We start from the raw sequence: 24,247 nt of genomic DNA on the forward strand, positions 1-24,247 counted from the left end.
ACTCGGAGGGATGAACGGCCTGGGACCGTTCTCGAGATCGCGAGGAGGGGCGACCCCGGGCGGGACCCGGCTGGAGTCTAGCGCGAGCGGGCGCTCTGCCTCCGGCTCTCCAGTTCCATGGCCTTCAGCTCGATGGCCTGCTCGGCCATGCTGTCGCGAATGGCCTTGGCCCTCGCCTCGTACGACTCTGCGTCGGCGACCCGATCGGTCTGGCGGAGGAAGGCGGCGTAGTGTTCGAGCGACTCCAGGATGTCGGGGTGCTCGGCGGGAAGCGCGGCCTCTCGAATCTTCAGGGCCAGCGTGAAGAACCGGTTGGCGTCAACGTTACGCGACTGACCCCAGGCCACGATGGCGAGTTCGTCGAGGATCACCGCCCGGTCGGGGGACCCGGGCGCGAGCGTCTTCTCCTGGAGGATCATCGCCTTCTTAAGCAAGGGCTCCGCGGCGTCGTAATGGCGCTGGGCGCGTTCATTGATGGCGAGGACGTAGAGGCTCTGGACGAGGGCCTCGGGGGTGGTCTTGGGGTTCGATTCCCGGACTTCGAGCGACCAGCGGGCCAGAGGTGCGGCCTCGGCGTAGCGCTTCTGGTGATAGAGGGTCCGCGCGAGGTCCCCATAGCTCCTGGCCATCGGACGAGGGTCCTTCGCTTCATAAGGACGCACCACGCTGATCGCGTCCCGGAACCGCTTCTCCGCCTTATTATAGTCGTTCTTGCCGAGGGCTATCCATCCATAGTCGTTGAAATCTTGCCAGTCCCTCAGGGCCGAGACCGGGATCCCGTCGGCGACCGCCGGGCCCGCCGAGACCAGGAGGAGGACGGAACCCATCACGATCGAGGACGACGGACGTGGCATTTTCAAGGTCCTCGCTAAAGCAAGTTCGACCGTTGATATCCAGACATGCCGCAGATTTCAGGGGCCCTACGGGTCGGCCGGGGGATTTCCCGATCGACGGATGGCCCTTCTGTATCGTAGCCCGCGCCCGGGATGGTTGCCAAGGTCGGGCCGCGCTCTCCGAGGGTCGTCCACGTCGGGGCATGGAACCGAGCGGTCTTCGAAGGCAAGTTTGAAAAATATCAACAAAAACAAAGAGGACCGGACACCGAGGCATTGCCTCGGCACCCAGCCCTCCTTGTCCGTGGTCGATGCCGGCCGGATCAGTTTTCCAGCGCGAGGCCGGCGGCCTCGGTGAGGCGGTCGAAGAAGGCCGCCATCGTGGTCTGATGGACGATCTCGGCGACCTCATGATCCGAGAAGGTCTTGCGGAGCCCCTCGATGTCGGCGTCGGTCACGAGCGCCGGGTTGACGGTGATCTTCTTGGCCAGGGCGAGCACCTTGCGCTCGGGGGCCGGGACCGAGTCGTCCGGCTGGTCGAGCTTGAAAATGGCGTCGTCGTTGAGGCCGAGCTCATGGAGCCGGCGGCGGGCATGGCCCAGGGCGTACCAGGCGCGGTCGTTCCTCGCGGCGACCCAGGCGATCTCGGCGCGGAGCTTGGGATCGAGCTTGCCCTTGACCTGCGAGTAGTAGGTCGAGGCGATGGAGCTCTTGCCCGCCTTGGGGAAGTTCGCCAGGAGCCGGGCCCACTGGGGCACGGCGCCCGAGACCGTCCAGTCGGCCGGCAGGACCGAGCGGGTCTGGGCCTCGTCGGCCAGCGGGAGGCGCGGGGTCCGGGCCTTGCAGGCGCTCAGGGCGGCCTCGACCTCGGAGCGTGACTCGAGCGGGCCGCGGTCGAACGGCTTGGCGCAGGCGAGGCTCGTCGCCGCCGGGTCGAGCGGGGCCACCAGGCTCTTCTTGCCCTGGAACTTGTCCGCGGTCTTCGTGAGGTAGATCCGGTGCGGCTCCTGCGGGATCGCCAGCGGGCCGGTCCAGCGGTTCATGCAGTTGAACCCGGCAACCGCCGTGATGATCTCGATGATCTGCGTGTCTTTGTAATACGAGCGGAGGCGGTCGATGTCGGCGCCCGTGATCTCCTGCGGTTCCTTGCTCAGCTTGACCGTGAAGGCGAACGCCGCACGTTCGGCCGGGGTGAACTCGTTCCAGTCGTAGTCGAGGGCGGCGATGGTGTCTTCTTTCACGCCGGCGGCGGAAAGCTTGACCTCCTGATGCCCCTGGCAGTACGTGCAATTGTTGATGCGCGAGACGATCCAGAAGAACATCACCTTGAACGTGTCATCGACCGTCAAGGAGGGATCCGGCTCGCGAGAGAAGCCGGGTACGCTAAACTCGGCGGGCAGGTAGATCTTCCTCATCCGGCCGTTGTTGACGATGCCGCCGCCGAGCCCGCTCGCGGTGGGGCGAGACGACTTGGTCGAGGCCTTCGTCTTGGCCTCTGCCGCCCTGGCCTTGGCCTCGGCGATGTCCTGCTCGGTCGGCGCGGGCAGCGGCAACCTCGGGTGCGACTGCTTCGAGTCCTCGAGCTGCTGCTTCAGCTCGTCGCGAGTCCCCGCGATCACGGGGGGGACATCCTTGGCCGTCGACTCCTCGGCCCCGAAGCCGAGGCCCGAGCCGCCCAGCACCAACAACGAACACAACGCCGTCGGCAATCCACATCTCATACCTGGATCCTCCCTCGCGGAATCGTGAATGTCTCATAAGGAGTCGAGCGGAAGGGGCCGGCCCGTCGAAGAGACCGCCCCCCCGGTCCAAGGGACCTGGCCTGCATCAGAATGCGTCGGAGCTGAGGACCTCGCCGCCGTTGCGGCTGCCGAGGGCCCGCCAGCTCGCGATATTGACCGAGCTCTTGATGAAGCGCACCGAGCCGTCGGCCAGGCCGACGTTCACGCCGCCGGAATGCCGGCTGTTGGCGACCGTCATGATGCGCGAGGGGGGGAACATGCAGGAGCGGGTGTTCGGCGGGCCCGAGTGCCAGTAGCTGGTGGTCGAGTGGTAGCCGTAGATCCAGGGGGCTCCCACGTTGGAATACCCTTGCTTGCTGAGGTCGGAGATCACCGTCGAGCGGCACATCTGGAAGGCCTCGTCCGGGGTGGCCGGATAGGTGCCGGGCTGGAAGGTGTCGCTGAGCTCCGTCGCGATCGCCTGACTGAAGTCGCCGACGAGGTGCTCGCTGAACGCGGCGGTGTTGCTCGTGCCGTCGAGGATGTCGGCGATCCGGATCGCCTGGCTGCTGAAGAAGAGGCCGTTGGGCGCGGGCAAGGCGGTGTTGACCTTGTTCACGTCGTCATTGCCGTACCACATGGCGACGCTCGTCCCCTCGTTGGCCCGATAGTTGATCACGCCCCACCCGAACCCGGGGAGGACCTGGCCGACGGGCGGCTGGGCCCCCGTGTCAGACGGGCAGAGGAAGCTATTCACGGTGGTCGCCGCGCCCGTCACGTTCGAGACGTCGTAGCTGCTCAGGTTGAAGTTCAGCGCGTTGAAGATGTTCGACTGCTCCATGTACGCCAGGATCCGGGCCTGCTGCGAGAACGGGCGATACGTGCCTGATTGCAGGGTCCGCCCCAGCGGGAGCGTGCCGTTTACGTCGTGATAGTTGTGCATCGCCAACCCGATCTGCTTGAGGTTGTTGACGCACTGCGAGCGCCTGGCGGCCTCGCGGGCGGCCTGGACGGCGGGCAAGAGCAAGGCAATCAAAACCGCGATGATGGCGATCACCACCAGCAGCTCGATCAGGGTGAAACCTCGACGTCGGCTCTGCATGATCTCAACCTCGAAATACGATTCCGAATGAACCAATAACATGATCACGTTTTCAATATTTCGTTTACATATCGAGATCGTCGGCCCTGGCGTTGCCTCCGGGGCGAGTCATGCCCCGGACCTTCGGGTCGCGATCTCTCTCGACGATGCCGGCCGAGCATCATGGCCGCGGGCAAGGTCGTTGCATTTGGATTCAGCCGCCGTCCCGAACCGACAAGGACCATCCGCCGCGAGTCTGCGGGCGAGGACCTGACATGGTCCTCGGGCTCCGAGGCATTCTTAAAATGGAACGCCGATAGACGCCGCAGGCGAGTGGCCCAGGGCTTGCGCGACAGGTTTGGCCTGGTCGACTTACGCGAGGACTGGAAGATGAGGCCGTAGAATCATCCCGCAGCCTGGCCAGACTTCGCCCCGAGAGACTCGGGATTGAGAGACCGCGAGGACTCGCGATCTCTTCCCAAACACCAGGGCTCAAACCAGTTAAAGCGCAGCACCCCGAACAGGGGACGGGCGTGCGTCAGGCCGCGCGGGGCGGGCGATCGAGCCGGACTCCGACATGCGTCGGCTGAGCGACGTCATCGCTGGCGAGCAGGCGTCGGGTCGAGAGGGAGGGAGGGGACGGAGGCGAGGCGAGACAGCCCCATTGATCCATCCGGGGGAAGACCGACACCGGGGCCGGCGTCGGGGCAGGAGCGAGCGGGGCCTGGGAGCAGGACGGCCCCGAACAAGGCCGCTTGAATGGGAGGCGGGGCTGGCCCGACTCCTGGTCAAGGAGTTTCAGTTCTCCGAGCCCGGCCACCGCGTCGATCGCTCGATGCCCGCCCATCCCAACATCCCGCCCGCAGCCCGCCCGCGCCGAGGTCGGCGCGACGAGATACGCTACCGCGAGTGCTAACAGCACCCAGGGCGTGCGCCGCGTGCAAGAATGTCGGGCCAACATGAGCATGGTGGTTCCAGACCCGATTCAAGCCGTGTCTTGAGAGAGTGCTTCGAAGATGGAGAAGGTGAACGCTACCAAAATAGCCTCGGGAATTCGTTGATTCAAGAGGCCATGTCAAAAAATGACGAGGAGAAACTCTGACCGGCACGCCTCCTTTCAAGCATGCAAGCTCCCGACACTACATCAATACAATTCTAAAAATTGAGGTGTTCATAATTTACATTAGTTCGATCGTTTAAATCTCATCGATTTCAGTATCGAAGCACTAACCGTCCGATCTGCATCAACCCGCGATGTCACTCTTGATGATAAGAGACCGCGAGGATTGCCGGCGTGTTGATGCCTTGCGAGTGCGCGGAACTCGCCCCTATCATCCCCGCGCGACGGGCCGCGGAGACGGCGGCGAAGTTCGCGCCGACCGCCTCGCTCGCGGAGAGGGGCATGGACGACGTCAGGATGCGGGGCTCCAGCTCCTCCAGCTCCGTTTCCAGGGAGAAGGGACGGCACTGGCGACGGGCGAAGTTCATCGGTGTCATTCAAGTTGCCCCGATCAAGAGAGGTGTTCATCTCGTGAAGCGATCGCCATCGTCCCCTGGCGCAGGGCGTCCCGACGCCCCAATCGGGCGGACGGTGTGGCTGTCGACCTGCCGCGGATCGCAGGGGCATTCGAGCGACGTGTCGGCCTGCGAGCTCCGATCGGCGACACGTTCAATAACGGCGAGGGTTCGGAGCCGAGACCGCCTCGGCCCCGGATTGACAACCTTTGACGAAGACGGCGTTGCGTCGCATTTCTTGAACGGGCGAGGTCCGTCGCATCCCGATTCTGGTATTTTCGAGATTTGCGTGCGCCGGCGGCTCCACGGCTCCCCTCAGTAGGGTTGGAACCGAAACCTTTGGGCAGGAGTGGGGACTATGGGAACGGCGCAACTCGGGGTCGCCATCGGGGACATCCACCGGCTCTTCGACGAGGGGACCAGCGTCGGCTCGTCCGACGCCACGCTCCTGGAGCGATTCGCGGACGGCGGCGACGAGCGGGCCTTCGCGATCCTCGTCGAGCGTCACGGCCCGATGGTCCTGGGGACCTGCCGGGCCGTCCTCAAGGACGCCCACCTCGCGGAAGACGCCTTCCAGGCGGCCTTCCTCGTCCTGGTCAAGAAGGCCCGCTCGATCCGGGGTCACGACGCCCTCGGAGGCTGGCTCCATAGGGTTGCCTACCGGATCGCCCTCCAGGCCCACGGAGACCTCGGCCGCAGGCGGATCCGCGAACAGGAGGCCGGGGCACTCGCCGCGTCCCGGCGCCCGGCGGGAGTCTTCGACGACGAGGCCGGGACGATCCTGCATGCCGAGCTCGAGAACCTGCCCGAGAAGCATCGCCTGCCGCTCATCCTCTGCGACCTCCAGGGCCTGACCCGACAGCAGGCGGCCTTGCAACTGGGTTGGACCGAGTGGGTCGTGCGTCATCGGCTCGAGCGGGGTCGGGAGTTGCTCCGGCATCGCCTGACTCGTCGCGGGTTCGCGCTGACGGTCCCGGCGATCGCCGCCAACCTCTCGCGGTCGGCGCACGCGGCGATCCCGAACGCCTGGGCCGCGGCCACGGTCCGGCTGGCCGTCGCCACGCTCGGAGGCTCGGCCCTGCCGGCCTCGACCGCCGCCCTGACGAGCGGGCTCCTCGCCCCCCTGCCCTGGATCCGGGGGAAGCTCGCGATCGCCTTGGCGATCTCGCTCGCCGGCGCCGCGATCGGATGGGCGGGCGTCGGCGGTCCCATCGAGGATGCGAAAGGCCCCCGCCCCAAAGCGGCCTCGGCGCTCGCGCTGCGCGAGGTGTCGACCCCGGCTCGCGAAGACCAGGCCGAGGCGAGGGACGACCTCGTGATCCGAGGAACCGTCGTCGGCCCCGACGGCAAGCCGGTCTCGGGAGCCGTCGTCCGATACGACCACCGGCCGACGGACGATCCCAAATTGACCAGGGCCCGGGCGAAAACCACCGCCGACGGCCGTTTCACCCTGAACGCCCCCGGCGCGAAGGCCAACGAGGCCTGGGGCAAGCGGCCCGTGGTGGCCTCGGCCCCAGGCTTCGGCTTCGCGACGGGGAAGCCGACCGGCGACGCCGACCTCCGGTTGCAGCTCTCGCCCGACGACGCCCCCATCGAGGGCCGGATCCTCGACCTCCAGAACCGGCCCGTCGCGAATGCGAAGGTCCATCTCAAGCGGGTATACCTCCCACGGGGCGGGACGCTCGACACCTATCTGGCGGCGTGGAAGGTCGGCGGCGACATCTGGAAGGAAGTCGAGGAGACGCTCTTCGACGCCGACATGGCCGAGTTGCCCGGGACCGTCACGACGGATGGCGAGGGGCGGTTCCGCTATCGAGGCCTCGGTCGGGAGCGGGTCGTCGAGTTCGACGTCAGCGGCCCAGGTATCGAGCAGACCGAGGTCGAGGTCCTGACCCGTCCCGGCCTCGACGCCAGGGCGCTCAACGCCGACGCGACCGAGACCCGGGCGAACGAAGGACGTCCCAACCTCTCGGGGATCCAGGTGCAGGGAGCCACGTTCTCGCTGCTCGTCGCCCCCGGCCGCTCGCTCTCGGGCACCGTGCGCGATCGCGATGGCAATCCCGTCGCCGGCGCCACGGTACGGGCTTCGGGCGATAGCGAAGGGCACTACCAGGACATCTCAACCACGACCGACGCCCAGGGTCGTTATTCGCTCGATGGCCTGGCCGTCGGGGTCCGGATCCGTGGAGATGCATTCGTGCCGCAGAAGTCACCCTTCGTCCCCGTCAGCCGCTCGATCGGCCCGGAGAACGGGAACGCCCAGGCAACGCTCGACTTCACCCTCGAACGGGGCGTGACCGTCCGCGGCAAGGTCGTGGATCATGCCACGGGGAAGCCCGTCAGCGGGAATGACGTCCTGCTCATTTACCGGCCTCGACCGGGAAATACTTTCTATGAGAACACCCCGTCCGGCGACTGGATGAATCACGTCATGGCCGGCAATCCCGTGAATCGCGACGGCACGTTCGAGTTGGTCGTCGGACCCGGCCCCGGCGCCATGCTCATCCAACTCCAGGGGACCCTCCGCGACCGCTACCTCGACTGGCGGCAGAGCCCCTCGAAGGCCAACGAAAGCGGCAAGAAACAGGTCGGGGCCATCTCGATGGCCTATTTCCACTCGTACACCAGGATCGATCCGAAACTCGATGATCCGGGCCCCCCTTGCGAAATCCGGCTCGAGCCGTCGATCCGGCGACCGGTCAGGCTCATCGACCCTGAAGGCCACCCCCTCGCCGGCGCCAGGGTCTCGGGCCTGACCAACAGCATGGATGAAGCTCGCGAGTTGGCATCGAGCGACTTCGAGGCCGAAGGGCTCGACCCGAACGCGGGGCGATGCCTCCTGGCCAGCCACCCCGACCGCAGCCTCGCCGGGTTCCTGAGCCTCAAGGGAAACGCGGAAGGCCCCGGAACCCTCAAGCTGGAACCCTGGGCGACCGTCTGCGGACGGCTCGTCGACGCGCAGGGTGAGCCGATGAGCGGCGTGCGGCTCGGTTCCTACTACACCGACGGCCAGGGGTCGGATATGAGCCGGAGCGAGGGACTCCTGAAGCCGAAGCCGCAATCCGACGCCGATGGCCGATTCCGCCTCCCCGGCCTGGTTCCCGGCTTGCAAGCCACGCTGACCTTCGCGAAAAAAGAGCGGATCTTCGAAGGCCAGAAGACGGCCGCAGACCTGACCCTCAAGCCGGGCGAGACACGCGACCTCGGCGACATCGTCATCAAACCCTATCCCTGAGACCCGACCGGGCGGGGCCGGGCTCCTCCCTCGAGTTGCGAGGAAAAATGATCGGGCGAACCTCCTGCATCCCTCTTTCATGGTCGAGCGGCGAGAGGGCCGTTCGAGCGTCTTCCACGAAGGGATCAGGAGACTAACCCCATGTCCAGCGGGACCATTGGCGCCGCCTTGCGGCAAATCCACCGGCTGTTCGACGAGGGGACCGTCGCCGGCCTCCCCGACGCCCAGTTGCTCGACCGCTTCTTGCGGCAACGCGACGGCTCCGCCTTCGAGGTCCTCGTCGGGCGCCACGGGCCGATGGTCCTGGCCGTCTGCCGGGACGTCCTGATCGACCCGGCCTACGCCGAGGATGCCTTCCAGGCGACGTTCCTCCTGCTCGCCCAGAAGGCCGGGGGCATCCGGGGCGGCGAGGCCCTCGGCGGCTGGCTCCATCGCGTGGCCAGGCGGGTCGCCTCGCAGGCCAACGCCGACGCCGCCCGTCGACGGAGCAAGGAACGCGACGCGGTCCTCCTGAGTCTTGAGATTGGTAAGGGCAACGTCGAGGACGAGTCTCGCGTCGTCTTGCACGAGGAGTTGGACCGCCTTTCCGAGAAATACCGACACCCCCTGGTCCTCTGCGAACTCCAGGGCCTGACCCACGCCCAGGCCGCCGCACAGCTCTTCTGCGGCGAGGCGACCCTGCGCCGGCGACTGGCCGAGGGCCGCAACCTGCTCCGCTCTCGCCTGATCCGACGCGGCCTGGCCCCTGCGCTCGCGACCATCGCCGCAAGCTGGGAAGTCTCGGCGGGCTCGGCCCCGATCGCATGGATCCGGGCGACGAGCCTCGCCGCCGCGGATCCGGGGCTGCGACGGACGATCGCCTCGGCCCTGACCCGCCGCGTCGCTCGGGCGATGCTCGCCGCTCAGCTCAAGGTGGCGGCCGCCTTGATGGTCGTCCTCATGGCCGGCGTGGGGATCGCCCAGGCTTACGACAATCCTCCGCAAGCGGAGCCTGCCCCCGCGATCCAGCCGAAAGCCATCAAGGTCTCGAAGGTCGAGACGGCGGCGGACGCCTCGAAGGTGACACTGCATGGCCGTGTCCTCGCCCCGGATGGCCGGCCGTTCCCCGGCGCGAAGGTCTACGTTCGCCCGAGGGCCGATGAGCTCAAGCCGATCCCGACGACCGCTCTCGTGCGGGCGACCAGCGATGCCGACGGCCGATTCCGGTTCGAGGTCGAACGGGGTGAACTACTCCCGGATCTGGACTCGGATCAAGCCTGCATCGCGGCCATGGCCGATGGGTATGGCCCGGGGTGGATCAACCTCGATCCCAATAAACTCGAAGCAGAACAGACAATCCGGCTCGCGATCGATGATATCCCGGTCGTCGGGCGGGTCATCGACCTCGAAGGCCGGGGCGTGCCCGATGTGCGGGTCTCGGTCGGGGACCTCGTCAATGTGCCGGATGGTGACTCGGCCGCCTGGATCCAGAGGCTCAAACGCAACGACGGCAAACCCAACGGCGACATCTGGGGCAGGATCAGGAACCGCCTCTTCCTCGGGATGCACGGCCCCTTGCCCACGACTCGAACCGATGCCTCCGGCCGCTTCCGCCTCACCGGCCTCGGCCGCGACCGCATCGGCTTCCTGATGATCGAAGGGGATACGATCACCCGACATTTCGGCTCAGTCATCACGACGGACCTGAAAGGCGACCTCCCCGTCCCAATGCCGGGTAAGGACGAGGGCAAGCTCCAGGGGCCCAGCATGGAACTCCTGGCCACGCCGGGACGAACCATCAAAGGCACGGTGACGGATCGCGAAACAAAGAAGCCCATTCCCGGCGTTCGGGTCAGCGCGTGGATGCTCTGCGAGGCGATCACCGACGCCCAAGGTCATTATCAACTCACGGGCCTGCCCAAGCAAAAAAGCCTGGAGGTCATCGCCAGGGCCGACGGCATGCCCTACCATCGGACGATGAAGTCGGCCCTGGATCAGCCGGGCCTGACCCCGATCACGGTCGACTTCGAGCTATTCAAGGGGGTCGTGGTCGAAGGGCGGATCCTCGAGAAGGGCACGGGCCAGCCCGTGGCCGGGGCCCACGTCGAGTATCTCCCCTTCCGCGATAATCCCCACCTCGCCGAGAACCCCGGCTACCCGGGCCTGAACAACAACGTGAGCGACGACCTCCAGGCGATCAGCGACGAGGCCGGGCGATTCCGCGTCGTCGCCCTGCCCGGCGAGGGGCTCATCGCGGTGCAGACCCGGACCCCCTGGCATCTCACCGCCAAGCCCCTCTCGCCCGAGGATGCCGCCAGGACCCTGCACGCGGCCAACTTCCCCTACCAGATGCACAACTATCAGGGCCTCGTCGTCTTCAAGACGTCATCCGACACGACGAAGCCGACGAAGTGCGACGTCCTCCTCGTGCCCGGCCGGAAGCAGACGCTCCAGGTCGTCGATCCCGCTGGCAAGGCCGTCGCCGGCAGCCGGCTCGTCGGCTTCGAAGTCGCGAACCTCGGCCCATCCCCGGAGACGAGGACCGAATTCACGCTCGCCCTTCGCGACCCCGGCTTCAGTGAGCAGTTCGCGGTCGTCCATGCGGATCGACACCTGGCCAAGGTCATCACGCTCAAGGGGGACGAGGCGAGCCCCTTGCAGGTCAAGCTCGAGCCGACCGGCTCGGTCGTCGGCCGGCTCGTCGACGAGGATGGCAAGCCGCGCGGGGGCGTCGAGTTGCTCACGTACTACTCTTTGAATCGGAAAACAGGCCGAGGGTCCATCAACTACGAACAAACCGGAGGCCGCATCGAAACCGACTCCGATGGTCGGTTCCGACTCGACAACGTCATCGCCGACGTCGACTATCAGGTGAACGTCGCCATCAAATCCACGCGGCGAGACACCTCCGGCTACCTTTCCAAGATCGGGTGGAGGATCAAGCCGGGAGAGACTGTCGACTGGGGAGATGTCCGCGAGACTCGCCCCCCCCAGAACTGAGCCGAGCGACGTGGAAAAGGAGGCCGAAGACGCTTACCCCCCGCACGCAGTCGAAAAGTCATGCCGCGAACCCGCCCCGGGCCATCAGTATGGGTGACGACACTCAACGAGGCCTGGAGGCGGTGCCATGACGACAGTCGAGCGGGGGGTGGTCTTGCGCGACCTTCGCAGTCTCTTCGACCAGGGGACGGCGTCGGGCCTGACCGACGGGCAGCTCCTGGATCGGTTCCTCGCCGACCGCGACGAGTCGGCCTTCCGGGCCCTGCTCGAGCGGCATGGCCGCATGGTGCTCGGGACCTGCCGGGCGATCCTCAAGGATCCCCACGAGGCCGAGGACGCCTTCCAGTCCACTTTCCTCGTCTTCGTCCACAAGGCCACGGCGATCCGCGGCCGAGACTCCCTCGGCGGCTGGCTGCACCGCGTCGCCTACAACATCGCCCTCCGGGCCAACCTTGACAACGCCCGTCGCCAGGCCGAGGAGCGGCACGCGGCCGAACTCGCACCCGACGCAACCTCCACTCCCTCCGGCGATCCCCTGCTCCGCTCGCTCGTCCACCACGAGCTCGGCCGTCTGCCGGAGCGGTTGCGGCTCCCGATGGTCCTCTGTGATCTGGAAGGGCTTTCGCGAGAAGAGGCCGCGCGGCAGTTGTGCTGGACCGAGGGGATGGTCCGCGGCCGGCTCTCTCAAGGGAGGGCCCGCCTGCGGTCTCGCTTGAGCCGACGGGGGCTCGCCCTGACGACGACCGGCATGGCGACCTGCCTGGGCGAAGTCGCCTCGGCCGCCGTGCCCGAGGCCTGGTCGCTCGCCACGGCCAGGGCTGCCAACGCCCTGGTGCTGGGAGTTTCCACCACGGCCCTGGTCTCGGCCAATGCCTCGCGACTCATCAAGCTGACGCTCTCCTGGACGACCCGCCTCAAGATCAAGGCAGGGGTCGCCGGCCTGCTCGTCCTCGCGGGCCTGGGAGGCGTCGCGGCGGCGGCCCTGATCCGCGGGGAGGCTCCCCAGCAGGCCGAGACACAGATTCCCCCTCCTGCGGCGATTGTCAGCAAGCAGGAGGCGAAACTCCAACCCTCGGATGAGGCTCTGATCCCGGTTCGCGGCAAGGTGCTCGGGCCCGATGGCCGGGCCTTCAAGGGGGCTCGCGTCTTCCTGGTTCATTCCTTTCGATCCGAGGGCTTGAGTCCAAAACCCCTGGCCGTCTCCGACGCCGCGGGAGACTTCGCTTGCGAGATTACGCGGAAGGATCTCCGGGATCTGGCGCACGTGGCGGAGTCGAACCGCCTGATCGCACTGGCCGATGGCCTTGGCTTCGCCATCAGCGATCCCATCAATACGAAGGGTGAGGCCCTGACCATGCTCCTCGTGGCCGATGACCTCCCCATCCGGGGGCGAGTCATCGACACCCAGGGGAAGCCGGTCGTCGGGGCGACCGCCCGCATCATCGGCATCAAGATGAATGCGAGGAATGACCTTACGGACTTCCAGCGGGTCCTCTTCGAGCGTAAGTCGGGCTTCGACGTCGAGTCGGATCACCTCCACATCTGGCTCTCGAACCGGGACGCCCTGAAAGCGATCGTACGGATCCAGACCGACGACGCCGGTCACTTCGAGATCAAGGGGATCGGCCGCGAGCGCCTCGCCGCCCTGGTGATCGAAGGCCCCGGCATCGAGTCGGCCGGGGTCAACATGGCGACCCGAGAAATGCCCACGATCCGGGTCCCTTCCTATCGCCACCCAGGCGCCTCGGATGACGTGACCTACCTCGGCGCGAAGTTGGAACACGTCGCCGGGCCGAGTCGCCCGCTGGAAGGGGTCGTGGTCGACCGGCAGACGAAGCAGCCCCTCGCCGGGGTCACGATCCGCGCCGAGGCCGCCCTGCCCCTCAATCTGATCGAAAACTTGAAGGCCACCACCGACGCCAGGGGGCACTACCGCCTCGAAGGTCTGCCCAGAGGACGCGAGGGGACGCTGCTCGCCTTGCCTCCCGAAGATCAGGCCAATCTGCCTTCCCAGCAGGCCTCTAACGTCAGTGGTGGAGACACGGCGACGCCCGGCCGCGTCGATTTCGAGTTGACCAGGGGCGTCCGCGTGGAAGGACGCGTGATCGACAAGGCCACCGGCAAGCCGGTGCGGGCACACATCGACTACTTCGTCTTCTCGGACAACCCCCACCTGGACGAGTCCGCCGCCTTCCGCAGGGCCATGAGTTATGGCGTGAACACGGATCAGGACGGGGTCTTCCGCCTCATCGCCATCCCCGGCCCGGGGGTCGTCGGCGCCAGGGCCCACAAAGATAGCTACCTCGTGAGCGTCGGGGCGGAGAAATTCCCGGACGACGACCACAACGGCCTGCTCGACACTCATCCCTATATGTGCGTACTCGTGAATTATCACGTACTCGCGGGGATCGACCCCGCGTCGGGGGCCGAGTCGGTGCGCTGCGACCTCACGCTCGACCCCGGCCTCACGCTGACCGGCACGATCCTCGGCCCCGACTCGAAGCCGCTGGCCGGCTGCATGGTGAGCGGGCTCTTCGCCATGAATTACTGGAGCAACGAGCCGCTGCCAAGTTCGTCCTTCACCATGACCGGGATGGAGCCGGGCAAGACACGGCACCTTCAATTCCTCCACGAGGGGAAGAAGCTCGCCGGCTCGCTCGAGGTGAAGGGGGATCAGACCACGCCCGCCACGGTGACGCTCGTCCCCTGGGGAACCCTCACCGGGCGGCTCGTCGACGCCGACGGCCTCCCCCGCAAGGACGCGCAACTCGTCTTCGAGGAAGCCCCTCCCGGCGCACCTCGTGCGGGCCACCTCCGAGGCAACGGAGCGGGCATGTCGGGCCGGATCATCCCCGACGACTCGGGCCGATTCCGGATCGAAGGCCTGGCCCCGGGCCTCTCCTACAGCCTGGGACTCGAGGACAAATCCATGATCCGGTCGAAGCACGTCGTCAAAGGGGTGGTCATCCAGCCCGGCGAGACCAGGGATCTGGGCGACGTCCATGCGAAGTGACGACCGGCCAAAGCCTCCGACACCAAATTCACGGCCCGCCCGGCGTGCAACACGCGCCGGGCGGGCCGTCGCCATTTCGCCGCGAAGTACCCACCTCAAAGGATTTCGGAGGGCTCCCGACGCAGCCACCCCCAAAGCCCTTCAAAATTTTTCCGATTTTTCGTGTCGGGAATCGGGGTCGGCCCCTCTCTATTTAGGTGAGCGTGAGGACGTTGGCCGACGACGAAGCCGTGGCGGCTCGCTTTCGCGAGAGGAAGGCCATTCTAAATGCCCCCGACGCCCTCGACGGAAGACCAGGACCGAACCCGACTGAAGGAGTCGCTCCACGCGGAGATCGACCGCCTGCCAGGGCGCTTGCGGATCCCCCTGGTCCTCTGCGACCTCGAAGGGCTCGGGCTCGACGAGGCCGCCAGGGCCTGCGGCGTGGACGAAATCGCGACCCTGGACTCGCTCCAGGAAGGCCGGGCGCGACTCCGCAGGGCGCTGGCCCGGCGAGGGTTTCGGCTCGCGCCCGGGTCGCTGCTTACCCTGATCCGCCGCGAGGCGAAGGCGAGCGTCCCCGAAGACCTCATCGTCGCGACCACCCAGGCCGCGGTGGCCCTCGTCTCGGGCGAAGCAGGACGGAAGGGCGACCTCATCTCGAAGCGGGCCTCGTCGACGAGAGCCGGTCGGATGCGAACCTCGACCGACTCGGGCGGATTGTGACCAAGAGATGGGGCTTCAACTCAAGCCAAGCCAATCGTTTGGATCCGGAAGGGGAGACTCCGCGATGATCGCCAACGAAGGGGCCATCAAGATGGACGAGGCCTGGGCCCCCTACACGCCGACCCCCGAGGCCCCCTGGGACCGCCGCCGCGTCGTCCACCTGCACCGACGCGCGGGGCTCGCGGCCACCTGGGAGGAAGCCGAGCGCGACCTGGCCGACGGCCCCGAGGCCAGCGTCTCGCGCCTCCTCGACGGCAAGAGCCGGGCCTACGGCGTCCCGACCGACTTCGATTCGACCGCCAGCCTGCTCGCCGACGCCGCCGTCGCCTCCAACGACCCCGCGCGGCTCAAGGCCTGGTGGTTCTACCGGATGATGTTCGGGCCCGACCCGCTGGGCGAGCGCCTGACCCTGATGTGGCACGACCACTTCGCCACCAGCAACCTCAAGGTCGATAACCTCGCCGCGATGAAGCGGCAGAACGAGCTCTTCCGCACCCATGGGCGCGACCGCTTCGCCACCCTACTCGGGGCCGTCGTCCACGACCCGGCCCTCCTGATCTGGCTCGACGCCCCGGCCAACCGCAAGGGGCATCCCAACGAAAACCTCGCCCGCGAGTTGATGGAGCTCTTCACCCTCGGGATCGGCCACTACACCGAGCCCGACATCAAGGAAGCCGCCCGCGCCCTGACCGGCTGGACCCTCAACGACGGGGCCTTCCGCCCCGTCGCCACCCGCCACGACCCCGGCGAGAAGTCGATCCTGGGTCGCAAGGGGACATGGTCGGGCGACGACCTCCTCAAGATCCTCCTGGAGCAACCGGCCGCCGCCGAGCACCTCGCGAAGAGGCTCTGCCGCACGTTCCTCGGCGAGAAGTCGGCCGACGCCGCGGCGATTGCCTCCTTGGCCGAGTTCCTCCGCCGGAATCAGCTCGACATCGGCAAGGCCGTCGCCACGATCCTCCGCTCCAGACGATTCTTCGACGAGTCCAACATCCAGGCCCGCGTGCTCGGCCCAATTGAATACGTCCTCGGGCCGATCCGGGCCTTCGAGATGCTCGACCCGCCCCCGAGCACCCTGGTCCTCGCCGACTGGGCCGCCAGGCTCGGCCAGGACCTCTTCTATCCCCCCAACGTCGGAGGCTGGCCCGGCGGGCGCGGTTGGCTCTCCAGCCGCGCGGTGATCGGCCGGGCCAACTTCGCGGCGTCGCTCGTCGACGGCCGAGGCATCGGCCGACCAACGCCCGTCGACCTCCTCGTCCTGGCCGAGCAGCATGAACGGGCCCGCGACCGCGACGGGGTCATCGCCTTCTGCGGGGAACTCCTGCTCGGGAGCCCGCCGAGCCAAGCCTGGCATGACCGCATCGCCGCCGCGCTCGGCCCCGATTCCTCCTGGGGCCCCGACCTCGCCCGGCGGGCCGCCGCCCTGATCGTCGCCTCCCCCGAGGCCCAGCTTCAATAATTGATGCCTTCAACATTTCTCGACTTTGAGCCACAAGCCATATCGGAGGGACGGATGCTCTCGCGACGCAGCTTCCTGAATGCGACCTTGCGGGGTTCCTCGCTCATCGCCCTGGCCCCGACCGTGCCCGGCTTCCTCGCCAGGACCGCCCGGGCAACGACACCGGAACGCGACGGCCGTGTCCTGGTCGTGATCCAGCTCGACGGCGGCAACGACGGCATCAACACCGTCGTCCCGTTCGGCGACGAGGGCTACGCCAAGCATCGCAAGGTGCTCCGACTTCCCACCGACCAGATCCTCAAGATCAACGATCAGGTCGGCCTGCATCCTTCGATGCGAGCTGCATCGGCCCTGCTGGAGTCGGGCCGGCTGGCGATCGTCCCCGGGGTCGGCTACCCCAACCCGAACCGCTCCCACTTCCAGAGCATGGCAATCTGGCAGTCGGCCCGGCTCGACCCCGAGGAGCACGACGGCCCCGGCTGGCTCGGCCGCGGGCTCGACGAGATGCCTCGCCCGGCCGACGGCCAGCCCCCTCGCTCTACCTCGGCTCGGGAGCACCGCCGCTGGCCCTGCGAGGCCGGCTGGCGGCCTCGTCGACCCTCGAACGGCTCGACGACATGATCCTCGACGCCCCGATCTCGGCCGCAGGCGTCTCCGCTGGGGATGACGACCTCGCCGCGTTCGTGCGCCGGAGCACCCTCGACGCCTACGCCACCGCCGACCGCATGGCGGAGCTGGCCAAGGATCGCGACGCCGGCACGCGCTATCCGTCGTCGCCTCTGGCCGAGAAGCTCCGGCTTGCCGCGAGGCTCCTCAAAGGGGGCTACTCGGCGCGGGTGCTCTACACGAGCCAGTCGGGCTACGACACCCACTCGGGCCAACTCCCGTCGCACTCGAACCTGCTGTTCGAATTCTCCGCGGCCTTGAAGGCCTTCCTCGACGACCTGGCCGCCTCGGGATTGGCCGAGCGGGTGCTGGTGCTCGGCTTCAGCGAGTTCGGCCGTCGGGTCGCCGAGAACGACTCGTCGGGGACCGACCACGGCACGGCCGGGCCCCTCTTCCTGGCCGGCCCTGGGGTCAAGCCGGGCCTGGCCGCGCCGATGCCCAGCCTGCTGGACCTCGAAGACGGTGACCTCAAGATGACCGTCGACTTCCGGCGCGTCTACGCCACCATCCTCGAGAGCTGGCTCGGCGTCCCCAGCCGCACCCCCCTGAACGGGGCCTTCGACCCGCTCTCGATCCTCAAGGCCTGAGATGATGAACAAGAGATGGTGCATCGCGGCTCATTCCGGGTCGCGATGCACCGTCTCCATCGAGAAGGCCGGCAGGCAGATCGCGAAGTATTCCGCCCCTTCGGGCTCGGGCGTGCTGTAGCGGACCCACTCGCCCCCCGAGACCACCACCGCCTGCCCCGCCCGCACGTCGATCGCGCCGTCGCGATGCTCCACGCGAAGGAGCCCCTTGACGACGACGGTGTACTCGTCGAACTCGGGGGTCTGTCCCGGCTCGACCCACCCGCCGGGGCTCCGCATGTGGGCGATGCTCGCCTGAGTATCCTTGGAATTCACCCGGCCGACGTATTCATCGATCAGCTTCGGCTTGTTCCCGGCCGCCTCGATGCGCGTCGGCCCCTCGATGATCCTGGGCATCGTTCGCTCCCCTGCTGCTGTGGTTCTCTGCGGTCGAGGAGACGAGCCGATCCGGCCCGCCTCACTTCTTCGCCTTGGTTTCCACCGGAGTCGCTACCGTACCCGGTTTGAGCACGGTGAGCCATGCCGGCAAGGCAAGTCGGCCGGGCGCGGGGAGCTGCGCCAGCCGTTCGACCTTCGGCCCGCCCACGGCCTTGCCGACGACCTGGATGGGCGCGGAGCCGGCGGTCCCCTTCGAGGTGAGCGTGAGTGTCACGGCCTTGGAGCTATCCCCCTCCGGCTCTGAGCGGACCGACGTGGCCTCGACGCCCGCCGGGAACCCCTCGAGCCGGATCTCGATCGGCCGGTTGAACCCGTTCTTGCGCTCGATCGTGACGGGCAGGCTGAGCGTCTTGCCGTTTTCGACCGTGAACCACTCGGTCCCTACGCTGAGTTGGAAGTCGGGGACGGTCGCCGTCGCCTCGATCCCGTAGACGTAGCGCTCCCCGCCATGATCGCTCAGGTCCCTGACGATCAGGCGATAGGTGCCATCCTCGGGCGCCGAGAAGAGGAGTTCGGGGTTGCGATTCCGGCGGGCGTCGTCGGCCTCGACCAGCGTCTTGCCCGTCGCGTCGACGATGGTAAGCACGGGGTCGAGCGGCGAGTCGAGCACCCTCGCCTCGAGCCGGAAGGTCAGGGCCTCCCCCTTCTTGGCGGGGAAGGCGAAGACGTCCCGATCCTTGGCCTGCTCCAGGCGCCCGCTGATCATCGACGGGACGACGATCGTCTGGGGATGCTCCAGGTCATTCGGCTCGTGCTCGAGTTCGGAGCGGCCCGAGGCCCGACGCACCTCGATCGCGTTGCCGAGTTCGGGGTGGATGACGGTCCCCACCGGCTCATCGGCCTTGAACGTGATCGGGAGCTTACGAGCCGACTCGGGGACGTTCCAGCCGAACGCCTCGACCGTGGCCCCGGCATCGCCGGCAATCGCCATGGGATAGGGGAAATCGACGAAGCCGCGGGTCGTCAGCGTGAGGCGGTAGATGTACGCCGCATTACCGGCGAACGCGATCGTGCTGTTGGGCACGGACGGGAAGGTGAAGATCCGCACGAGGTAATTGCCATCCTCGGGGGCAACAAAGGCGATCTGCGGGTCCATGCCGTGCTCGTCGTCGTTCTGCGCCAGCACGAACCCCTCGGCCGAGGCCACCTGCAGGACCGAGTCCATCGGCGACTTCAACCCCTGGTTCGCATCGACGGTCGCAAGCAGCGTCTGCCCCTTGAGGAGATGGACCGAGTACTGGTCGGATTCCCCCTTCTTGGCCAGCGTGCCGTTGATCGTGACATGAGGCGGGTCGGCGATGCTCAACGACCCGGCCTCGACCGCCTCCGGCAGCAGGCCGACCACGAACGGGCGGAGATCGGTCGTCCCTTCCTCGTCGTGGATCCGGATCCAGTGGATACCGACCTTGGCGTCGGGGGCGACCTTGATCGTCAGCTTCCCCTTGTCCTTCTCGGGCGTGACGACGAGGTCCGCGCCTTCTCCATCAGTCCAGACGAGCGGTGGCCAGCGGTCGAAGCTGCCCGTGGCCGTGACCGCGACCGACTGCCCGCGCTGCGCCCCGGCGGGGAAGAGATGCTCGAGGCTGGGGGGCTTCGCCACCGCCGAGGCCTCGAGCAGGATCGCGAGCAGGACGCCGAGCGGGCAGGCATGCCGAGGACGGAGCATGAGCATGGTCGGGGGAGATCCTTGGCGGGGGCTCGGCCTAGCCCATCAGTTCGGCGATGGGGGTCGCGTCGCTGACGAGGTGGGTGGGGCGGCCGTTCGGCGTGTAGTAGATCTTGCCCGGGTCGATGCCGAGCTTGGTGTAGATGGTCGAGGCGAAGTTCTCGGGGCTGAGGATCCGCTCGACCGCCGTATAGCCGCGCACGTCGGTCGCGCCGACGACGGTCCCCCCCGGCGTGCCGCAGCCGGCGAAGACCACCGACATCGCGTTCGACCAGTGGTCGCGGCCGGCGTCCTTGTTGATCTTCGGGGTCCGCCCGAACTCGCCCAGGACCACGACGAGGGTCGTGTCCAGGAGGCCTCGCGAGTCGAGGTCCTCGATCAGGGCGGCGATCGCGTTCTCGAACGGGGGGAGCTTGCGATTCAGGGAGTCGAAGATCGAGACGTGATGGTCCCATCCCCCTTCGTGCAGGGTCACGAAGGGGACGCCCGACTCGACCAGCCGGCGTGCCAGCAGGCAGCGCTGGCCGAACGCGTTGCGGCCGTAGTCGTCGCGGATCTTCTCGTGCTCGGAGCCGATCTCGAACGCCCGACGCGCCTCGGGCGACGACATCAGGTTGTATCCTTGCTCATAATAGTCGTCAAGCACAAGTGCGGGGTCGGCCGCTGCCTTGTCGGTGAACCTGCGGAAGCGATCGACCTGGGCCCGCAGCCCTTTCCTGGCGTCGAACCGATCCAGCTCGAGGCCTCGCGGGGGGGCGACGTCGCGGACCTGGAAGTCCTTGGAGTTGGGGTTGTCGGCGACCACGAACGGGGCATACTTCGCCCCCAGGAAGTTCGGCCCGCCCGACCTCGTCATGCTCGGGATCGAGAAGTAAGGCGGCAGCCCCCCCTGCACCCCTCGCTCGTGGGCCGTGACCGAGCCGAGGCTCGGGTGGAAGCTCACGAAGGCCCCGCAGCCGACCGGGATCCGGGGCGGGGCTCCGGTCATCATATAATGATTGCCCGCGCCGTGGTTCCCCTGGTCGTGGCGGATCGAGCGCACGACCGCGAGCTTATCCGAGATCGACGCCATCCGGCGCATATGCTTGGAGAACTGGACGCCCGGGATCTTGGTGGCGATCGTCTCGTAATCGCCCCGGATCTCCGACGGGGCTTTCGGCTTCGGGTCGAACGTCTCGTAGTGGCTCGGCCCGCCGTCCAGCCAGATCAGGATGCAGTTCGTCGGCATGGCCGGGGCCGAAGCCTTCACGCCAGGCTCGGGCGAGGCCATGCCCCTGAGGCGTAGGGCGTCGATCAGGCCGCCGCCGATCAGGGTGCCGAGGCCGAGCCGAAGACAGTCGCGCCGCGTGCGAGACTCGCAGTTCGTGTGGATTGCCATGACGGAACTCTCCTTCCAAACCGAAGGGCGGGCGATCGTCAGTCTTCGAAGATGAATTCGGGCGAGTTGAACAGGGCCCAGAGCAGGTCTTCCGTCGCCTTGCGCCGGGTGCCGCCGGGGCGTTCAAACAGCTCGCGGCCAATCCCCTGCTCCTCCACGCTCGGGAGCCTGCCATAGACGAGCAAGTACAGCTCCTCCACGATCGTCGCCGGGGCCTTGTCGCTGGCCGCCAGCTTCGCCGCGCGTCCCGAGTCGCTCGTCACCTTCTTGTGCAGCTCGGGAGAATTGAGCAGGTGCAGCACCTGCACGACGGATGTATCCGAGGTCCGCTCGCAGGGCGGATCCTGGTTCGGGTCCGGCCGGCCGAACGTGTCTAGGAAGAGCGAAGGGGTCCGGTGCGTCCAGATCGCCATCGACCTCGAATTCGGCGGCGAGGCGTCGAATGTGTCGGGCACCTGGGTCACATCGGAGATTGCATCGAGCAAGACCTCGGCGCGGAGCCTCTGGCGATAGTGCCTCGAATAGTTCCTGGTGTCGGGGGCGTTCCCCTCGATCGGATCCGAGACGAGCCCGTAGACATAAGACGTCATGATCGTCTTGATCAGATGCTTGAGATCATAGCGGTGCTGGCGAAAGTCGGCCGCGAGGGCTTCGAGCAGGGCCTTGTTGCTCGCCGGGTTGGTGGCCCGGAGGTCGTCCACCGGCTCGACGATCCCTCGCGTCATCAGTTCGGTCCAGACGCGGTTGACGATGACCTCGGCGAAGTACGGGTTGTCGTCGCTCGTCATCCACTTCGCGAGCGACTCGCGGAGGTCAGAGTCGGTCACGCCGGCCTCGGCGATCTTGCCGAAGAGGGGCTTGGGCGGCAGCACCTTGCCGGTCAGGGGGTGCGTCACCTCGCCCGACTTGGACGCGAAGATGATCTCCTCCTCGCCCGAGATCGGCGGCGACGGGCCGGCCCCTTTGCGGCCGATCTTCGCGAAGAAGGCAGCGAAGCTGTAGAAATCCTCCTGGCTCCAGACCTCGAACGGGTGGTGGTGGCACTTGGCACAGTCGAGCCGGATGCCCAGGAAGAGTTGGCTGATCATCGGGGCGATCTCGTCGGGGTCGCGGCGATCCCGGAAGACCGTGACGATCCCCTCGTGGAAGGTGCTGCCCTTCGCCGAGACGATCGACCTGACGAACTCGTCATAGGGGACGTTGCGCCTGAAGGAGTCGCGGACCCAGCCGTCGAGGTTTAGAACCGCCTTGATCCCCACGCGATAGGGGTTGGGACGCAGCAGGTCGAGCCACTTGTTCGCCCAGAAGTCGGCATACTCGGGACGCTTCAGCAGGCGATCGACGAGGGCCGACCGCTTGTCCGGCGACGTATCCGCGAGGAACGCCCTGACCTCCTCGGGATTTGGCAAACGCCCGATCGCGTCGAGCGAGGCCCGCCGCAGGAACGTGGCGTCGTCGCAAGGCCCCGAGGGGGTGATCCCCAGGCGCTCGAGCTTCGCCCAGACCAGGCCGTCGATCAGGTTGTTGCGAGGCAAGGCCGCATAGACGCCCGGCGAGACATCTCCGGCCATCGGGATCGTGACCTCGCACGTCGCGAACTTGTCGCCGAACCGCGCGGTGATCGCGGCCTCTCCCGGGATCGGCCCCGCCTTGATCAGGCCGTCGGGCGTGACCGCCACGATGGCGCTCTCGTTCGACTGGAACGCGGCCAGGTGCGTGACGTCCCGGCTCGTGCCATTGCTGTAATAAGCCATGACCGCGAGCTGCTGGTCGCTCCGGTTCGTCATGATCCGCTCGGTCGGATCCACCGTGATCTTCGACAACCGGGGGGCCTCGCTCGCATCTCGCGGCATCCCCCCCGCGACCCAGCGACGGAGCGTCTCCACCCCTTCGCCTTCGGGCTCGAGCTTCCGCCCGCCGCCGTGCGGCAGCTTCGCCTCGGCCTTCAGGATGAGCAGGCTCTGATCGGGTGCGGCCGGGAAGACGCGGCGGCCCCTCGCCTCGTTCACGATTGCCGCATAGTCGAAGTCAGAGTCGAACCCGAGCAAGGAGAGCGCGAAGCCGTTCTGCCCGCGGGCCTTGCCGTGGCAGGCCCCAGCGTTGCATCCGGCCCTCGTCAGGATCGGCACAATGTCGCGTTCGAAGGTCGGCGTCGGCGACTCGCCGATCCCCTTCACCGTCACGGTCGCCCGGACTTCTTGCCCCCCGAAGCTGGCGACGAGTGTCGTCTCGCCGTCACCGAGGGCCCGGGCGACGCCATCGGTCGCGATGGCGACCACCCTTGGATCCTTCGACTCGACGCGGGCCCGGCGGGTCAGGTCGACGCGACGGCCGTCGACGGTCCCCATCACCAGGATCTGCCGGCGGGCCGAGGAACCTTGCAGCTCGAGGGCCCTGGGGACGACCTCGATCGCAGAAACCGCGGGGCCATCAGCGTTTGCGTCTCGAGCGAGGCCCAATGCGATGATGCCCACACCCATCCAACGCAAAACAAAATTTGAACCGGAGCGAATCAAGCAGCGAGGAGCCAGGTCGCGGGTGCGAGCATGCTGGTTCATAGGGCAGGTCTTCTGTGGAGGGATCGTACCGAGCTCAAAGCAATGCGGCGGGATGTCTTCTGCGGGAGGATTGCGTCAATCCGACGTCGTCGGTCCTATCTTCGTCGAACGCGTCAGGCTGTCAATGCAAGCTTCTGCGGGGCGATCGAGCCGATCGGGGGCGTCTTCGCGGGCCCCTCGAAGGGATGGCTCGATGGAGAGTCTACCACGGGAATCTTCCACCTACGACAAGGATTGTCGGCCCCAGGACGACGCATCGCAAGAAATTTCCCGCCGCATGGCCCATAAAATGGCGACGCACCGTAAAACCGCCCCACGGCCAGAGATCGAAAAATCCATCAAATTATGAACAATCAGTACATTGTTTTCACCACTGTCACACGAAGCACAAAGGAGTCGCACAAATCCGCGGC

At 67.1% G+C, this 24,247-nt stretch carries 16 protein-coding genes; 7 read left to right on the forward strand and 9 right to left on the reverse strand.

What is annotated here, in order from left to right:
* Positions 1-77: 77 nt before the first annotated feature.
* From ACOYYX_RS19920 to ACOYYX_RS19940, 5 genes are all read right to left on the reverse strand, one after another.
* Positions 78-854 carry a tetratricopeptide repeat protein gene (locus tag ACOYYX_RS19920; RefSeq protein ID WP_422923021.1) on the reverse strand — a complete coding sequence of 259 codons (777 nt, stop codon included), beginning with the start codon at positions 852-854 and terminating at the stop codon, positions 78-80.
* Positions 855-1,156: 302 nt separating this feature from the next.
* Positions 1,157-2,530, reverse strand: a complete 1,374-nt coding sequence (locus tag ACOYYX_RS19925) for a carboxymuconolactone decarboxylase family protein (protein ID WP_422923023.1) — start codon at positions 2,528-2,530, stop codon at positions 1,157-1,159.
* A gap of 130 nt (positions 2,531-2,660) precedes the next feature.
* Positions 2,661-3,656, reverse strand: coding sequence for a DUF1559 domain-containing protein (locus ACOYYX_RS19930; protein WP_422923024.1), 996 nt, complete (start codon positions 3,654-3,656; stop codon positions 2,661-2,663).
* A gap of 517 nt (positions 3,657-4,173) precedes the next feature.
* Entirely contained in the window at positions 4,174-4,482 is a 309-nt protein-coding gene (locus ACOYYX_RS19935; RefSeq protein WP_422923026.1) for a hypothetical protein, read from the reverse strand.
* A gap of 410 nt (positions 4,483-4,892) precedes the next feature.
* The gene (locus tag ACOYYX_RS19940) at positions 4,893-5,132 is read right to left on the reverse strand and encodes a hypothetical protein (RefSeq protein ID WP_422923028.1); all 240 of its coding nucleotides are present in this window, start codon (positions 5,130-5,132) and stop codon (positions 4,893-4,895) included.
* A gap of 376 nt (positions 5,133-5,508) precedes the next feature.
* On the opposite strand from ACOYYX_RS19940, the gene ACOYYX_RS19945 reads away from it, so the two are divergent.
* The 7 genes from ACOYYX_RS19945 to ACOYYX_RS19975 all read left to right on the forward strand — a co-directional run bounded on the left by ACOYYX_RS19945 (position 5,509) and on the right by ACOYYX_RS19975 (position 17,794).
* A complete protein-coding gene (locus ACOYYX_RS19945; protein ID WP_422923030.1) occupies positions 5,509-8,385 on the forward strand; it encodes a sigma-70 family RNA polymerase sigma factor in 2,877 nt (958 codons plus the stop codon).
* A 141-nt stretch (positions 8,386-8,526) separates the two neighbouring features.
* Positions 8,527-11,364 carry a sigma-70 family RNA polymerase sigma factor gene (locus tag ACOYYX_RS19950; RefSeq protein WP_422923031.1) on the forward strand — a complete coding sequence of 946 codons (2,838 nt, stop codon included), beginning with the start codon at positions 8,527-8,529 and terminating at the stop codon, positions 11,362-11,364.
* A gap of 127 nt (positions 11,365-11,491) precedes the next feature.
* The gene (locus ACOYYX_RS19955; protein WP_422923033.1) at positions 11,492-14,377 is read left to right on the forward strand and encodes a sigma-70 family RNA polymerase sigma factor; all 2,886 of its coding nucleotides are present in this window, start codon (positions 11,492-11,494) and stop codon (positions 14,375-14,377) included.
* 267 nt (positions 14,378-14,644) lie between these two features.
* Positions 14,645-15,082 carry a sigma factor-like helix-turn-helix DNA-binding protein gene (locus tag ACOYYX_RS19960; protein ID WP_422923035.1) on the forward strand — a complete coding sequence of 146 codons (438 nt, stop codon included), beginning with the start codon at positions 14,645-14,647 and terminating at the stop codon, positions 15,080-15,082.
* A 64-nt stretch (positions 15,083-15,146) separates the two neighbouring features.
* Positions 15,147-16,541 carry a DUF1800 domain-containing protein gene (locus ACOYYX_RS19965; protein ID WP_422923037.1) on the forward strand — a complete coding sequence of 465 codons (1,395 nt, stop codon included), beginning with the start codon at positions 15,147-15,149 and terminating at the stop codon, positions 16,539-16,541.
* 54 nt (positions 16,542-16,595) lie between these two features.
* Positions 16,596-17,162, forward strand: coding sequence for a DUF1501 domain-containing protein (locus ACOYYX_RS19970; RefSeq protein ID WP_422923039.1), 567 nt, complete (start codon positions 16,596-16,598; stop codon positions 17,160-17,162).
* Positions 17,159-17,794 carry a DUF1501 domain-containing protein gene (locus ACOYYX_RS19975; protein ID WP_422923041.1) on the forward strand — a complete coding sequence of 212 codons (636 nt, stop codon included), beginning with the start codon at positions 17,159-17,161 and terminating at the stop codon, positions 17,792-17,794. The genes ACOYYX_RS19970 and ACOYYX_RS19975 overlap by 4 nt, the downstream gene beginning before the upstream one ends.
* Positions 17,795-17,824: 30 nt before the next feature.
* Here ACOYYX_RS19975 and ACOYYX_RS19980 read toward each other — a convergent pair whose 3' ends face one another.
* The 4 genes from ACOYYX_RS19980 to ACOYYX_RS19995 form a co-directional block, all read right to left on the reverse strand.
* Positions 17,825-18,190 (reverse strand): cupin domain-containing protein, encoded by a 366-nt coding sequence (locus tag ACOYYX_RS19980; protein ID WP_422923043.1) that lies wholly within the window; start codon positions 18,188-18,190, stop codon positions 17,825-17,827.
* 61 nt (positions 18,191-18,251) lie between these two features.
* The gene (locus ACOYYX_RS19985) at positions 18,252-19,904 is read right to left on the reverse strand and encodes a PPC domain-containing protein (protein WP_422923045.1); all 1,653 of its coding nucleotides are present in this window, start codon (positions 19,902-19,904) and stop codon (positions 18,252-18,254) included.
* A gap of 31 nt (positions 19,905-19,935) precedes the next feature.
* Entirely contained in the window at positions 19,936-21,276 is a 1,341-nt protein-coding gene (locus ACOYYX_RS19990; protein ID WP_422923047.1) for a DUF1501 domain-containing protein, read from the reverse strand.
* Positions 21,277-21,314: 38 nt separating this feature from the next.
* Positions 21,315-23,834 carry a DUF1549 domain-containing protein gene (locus tag ACOYYX_RS19995; RefSeq protein ID WP_422923049.1) on the reverse strand — a complete coding sequence of 840 codons (2,520 nt, stop codon included), beginning with the start codon at positions 23,832-23,834 and terminating at the stop codon, positions 21,315-21,317.
* Positions 23,835-24,247 lie beyond the last annotated feature (413 nt).

Origin of the sequence: Singulisphaera chitinilytica (assembly GCF_049331405.1) — a bacterium.
In the GTDB taxonomy this organism is placed as follows: domain Bacteria; phylum Planctomycetota; class Planctomycetia; order Isosphaerales; family Isosphaeraceae; genus PoT.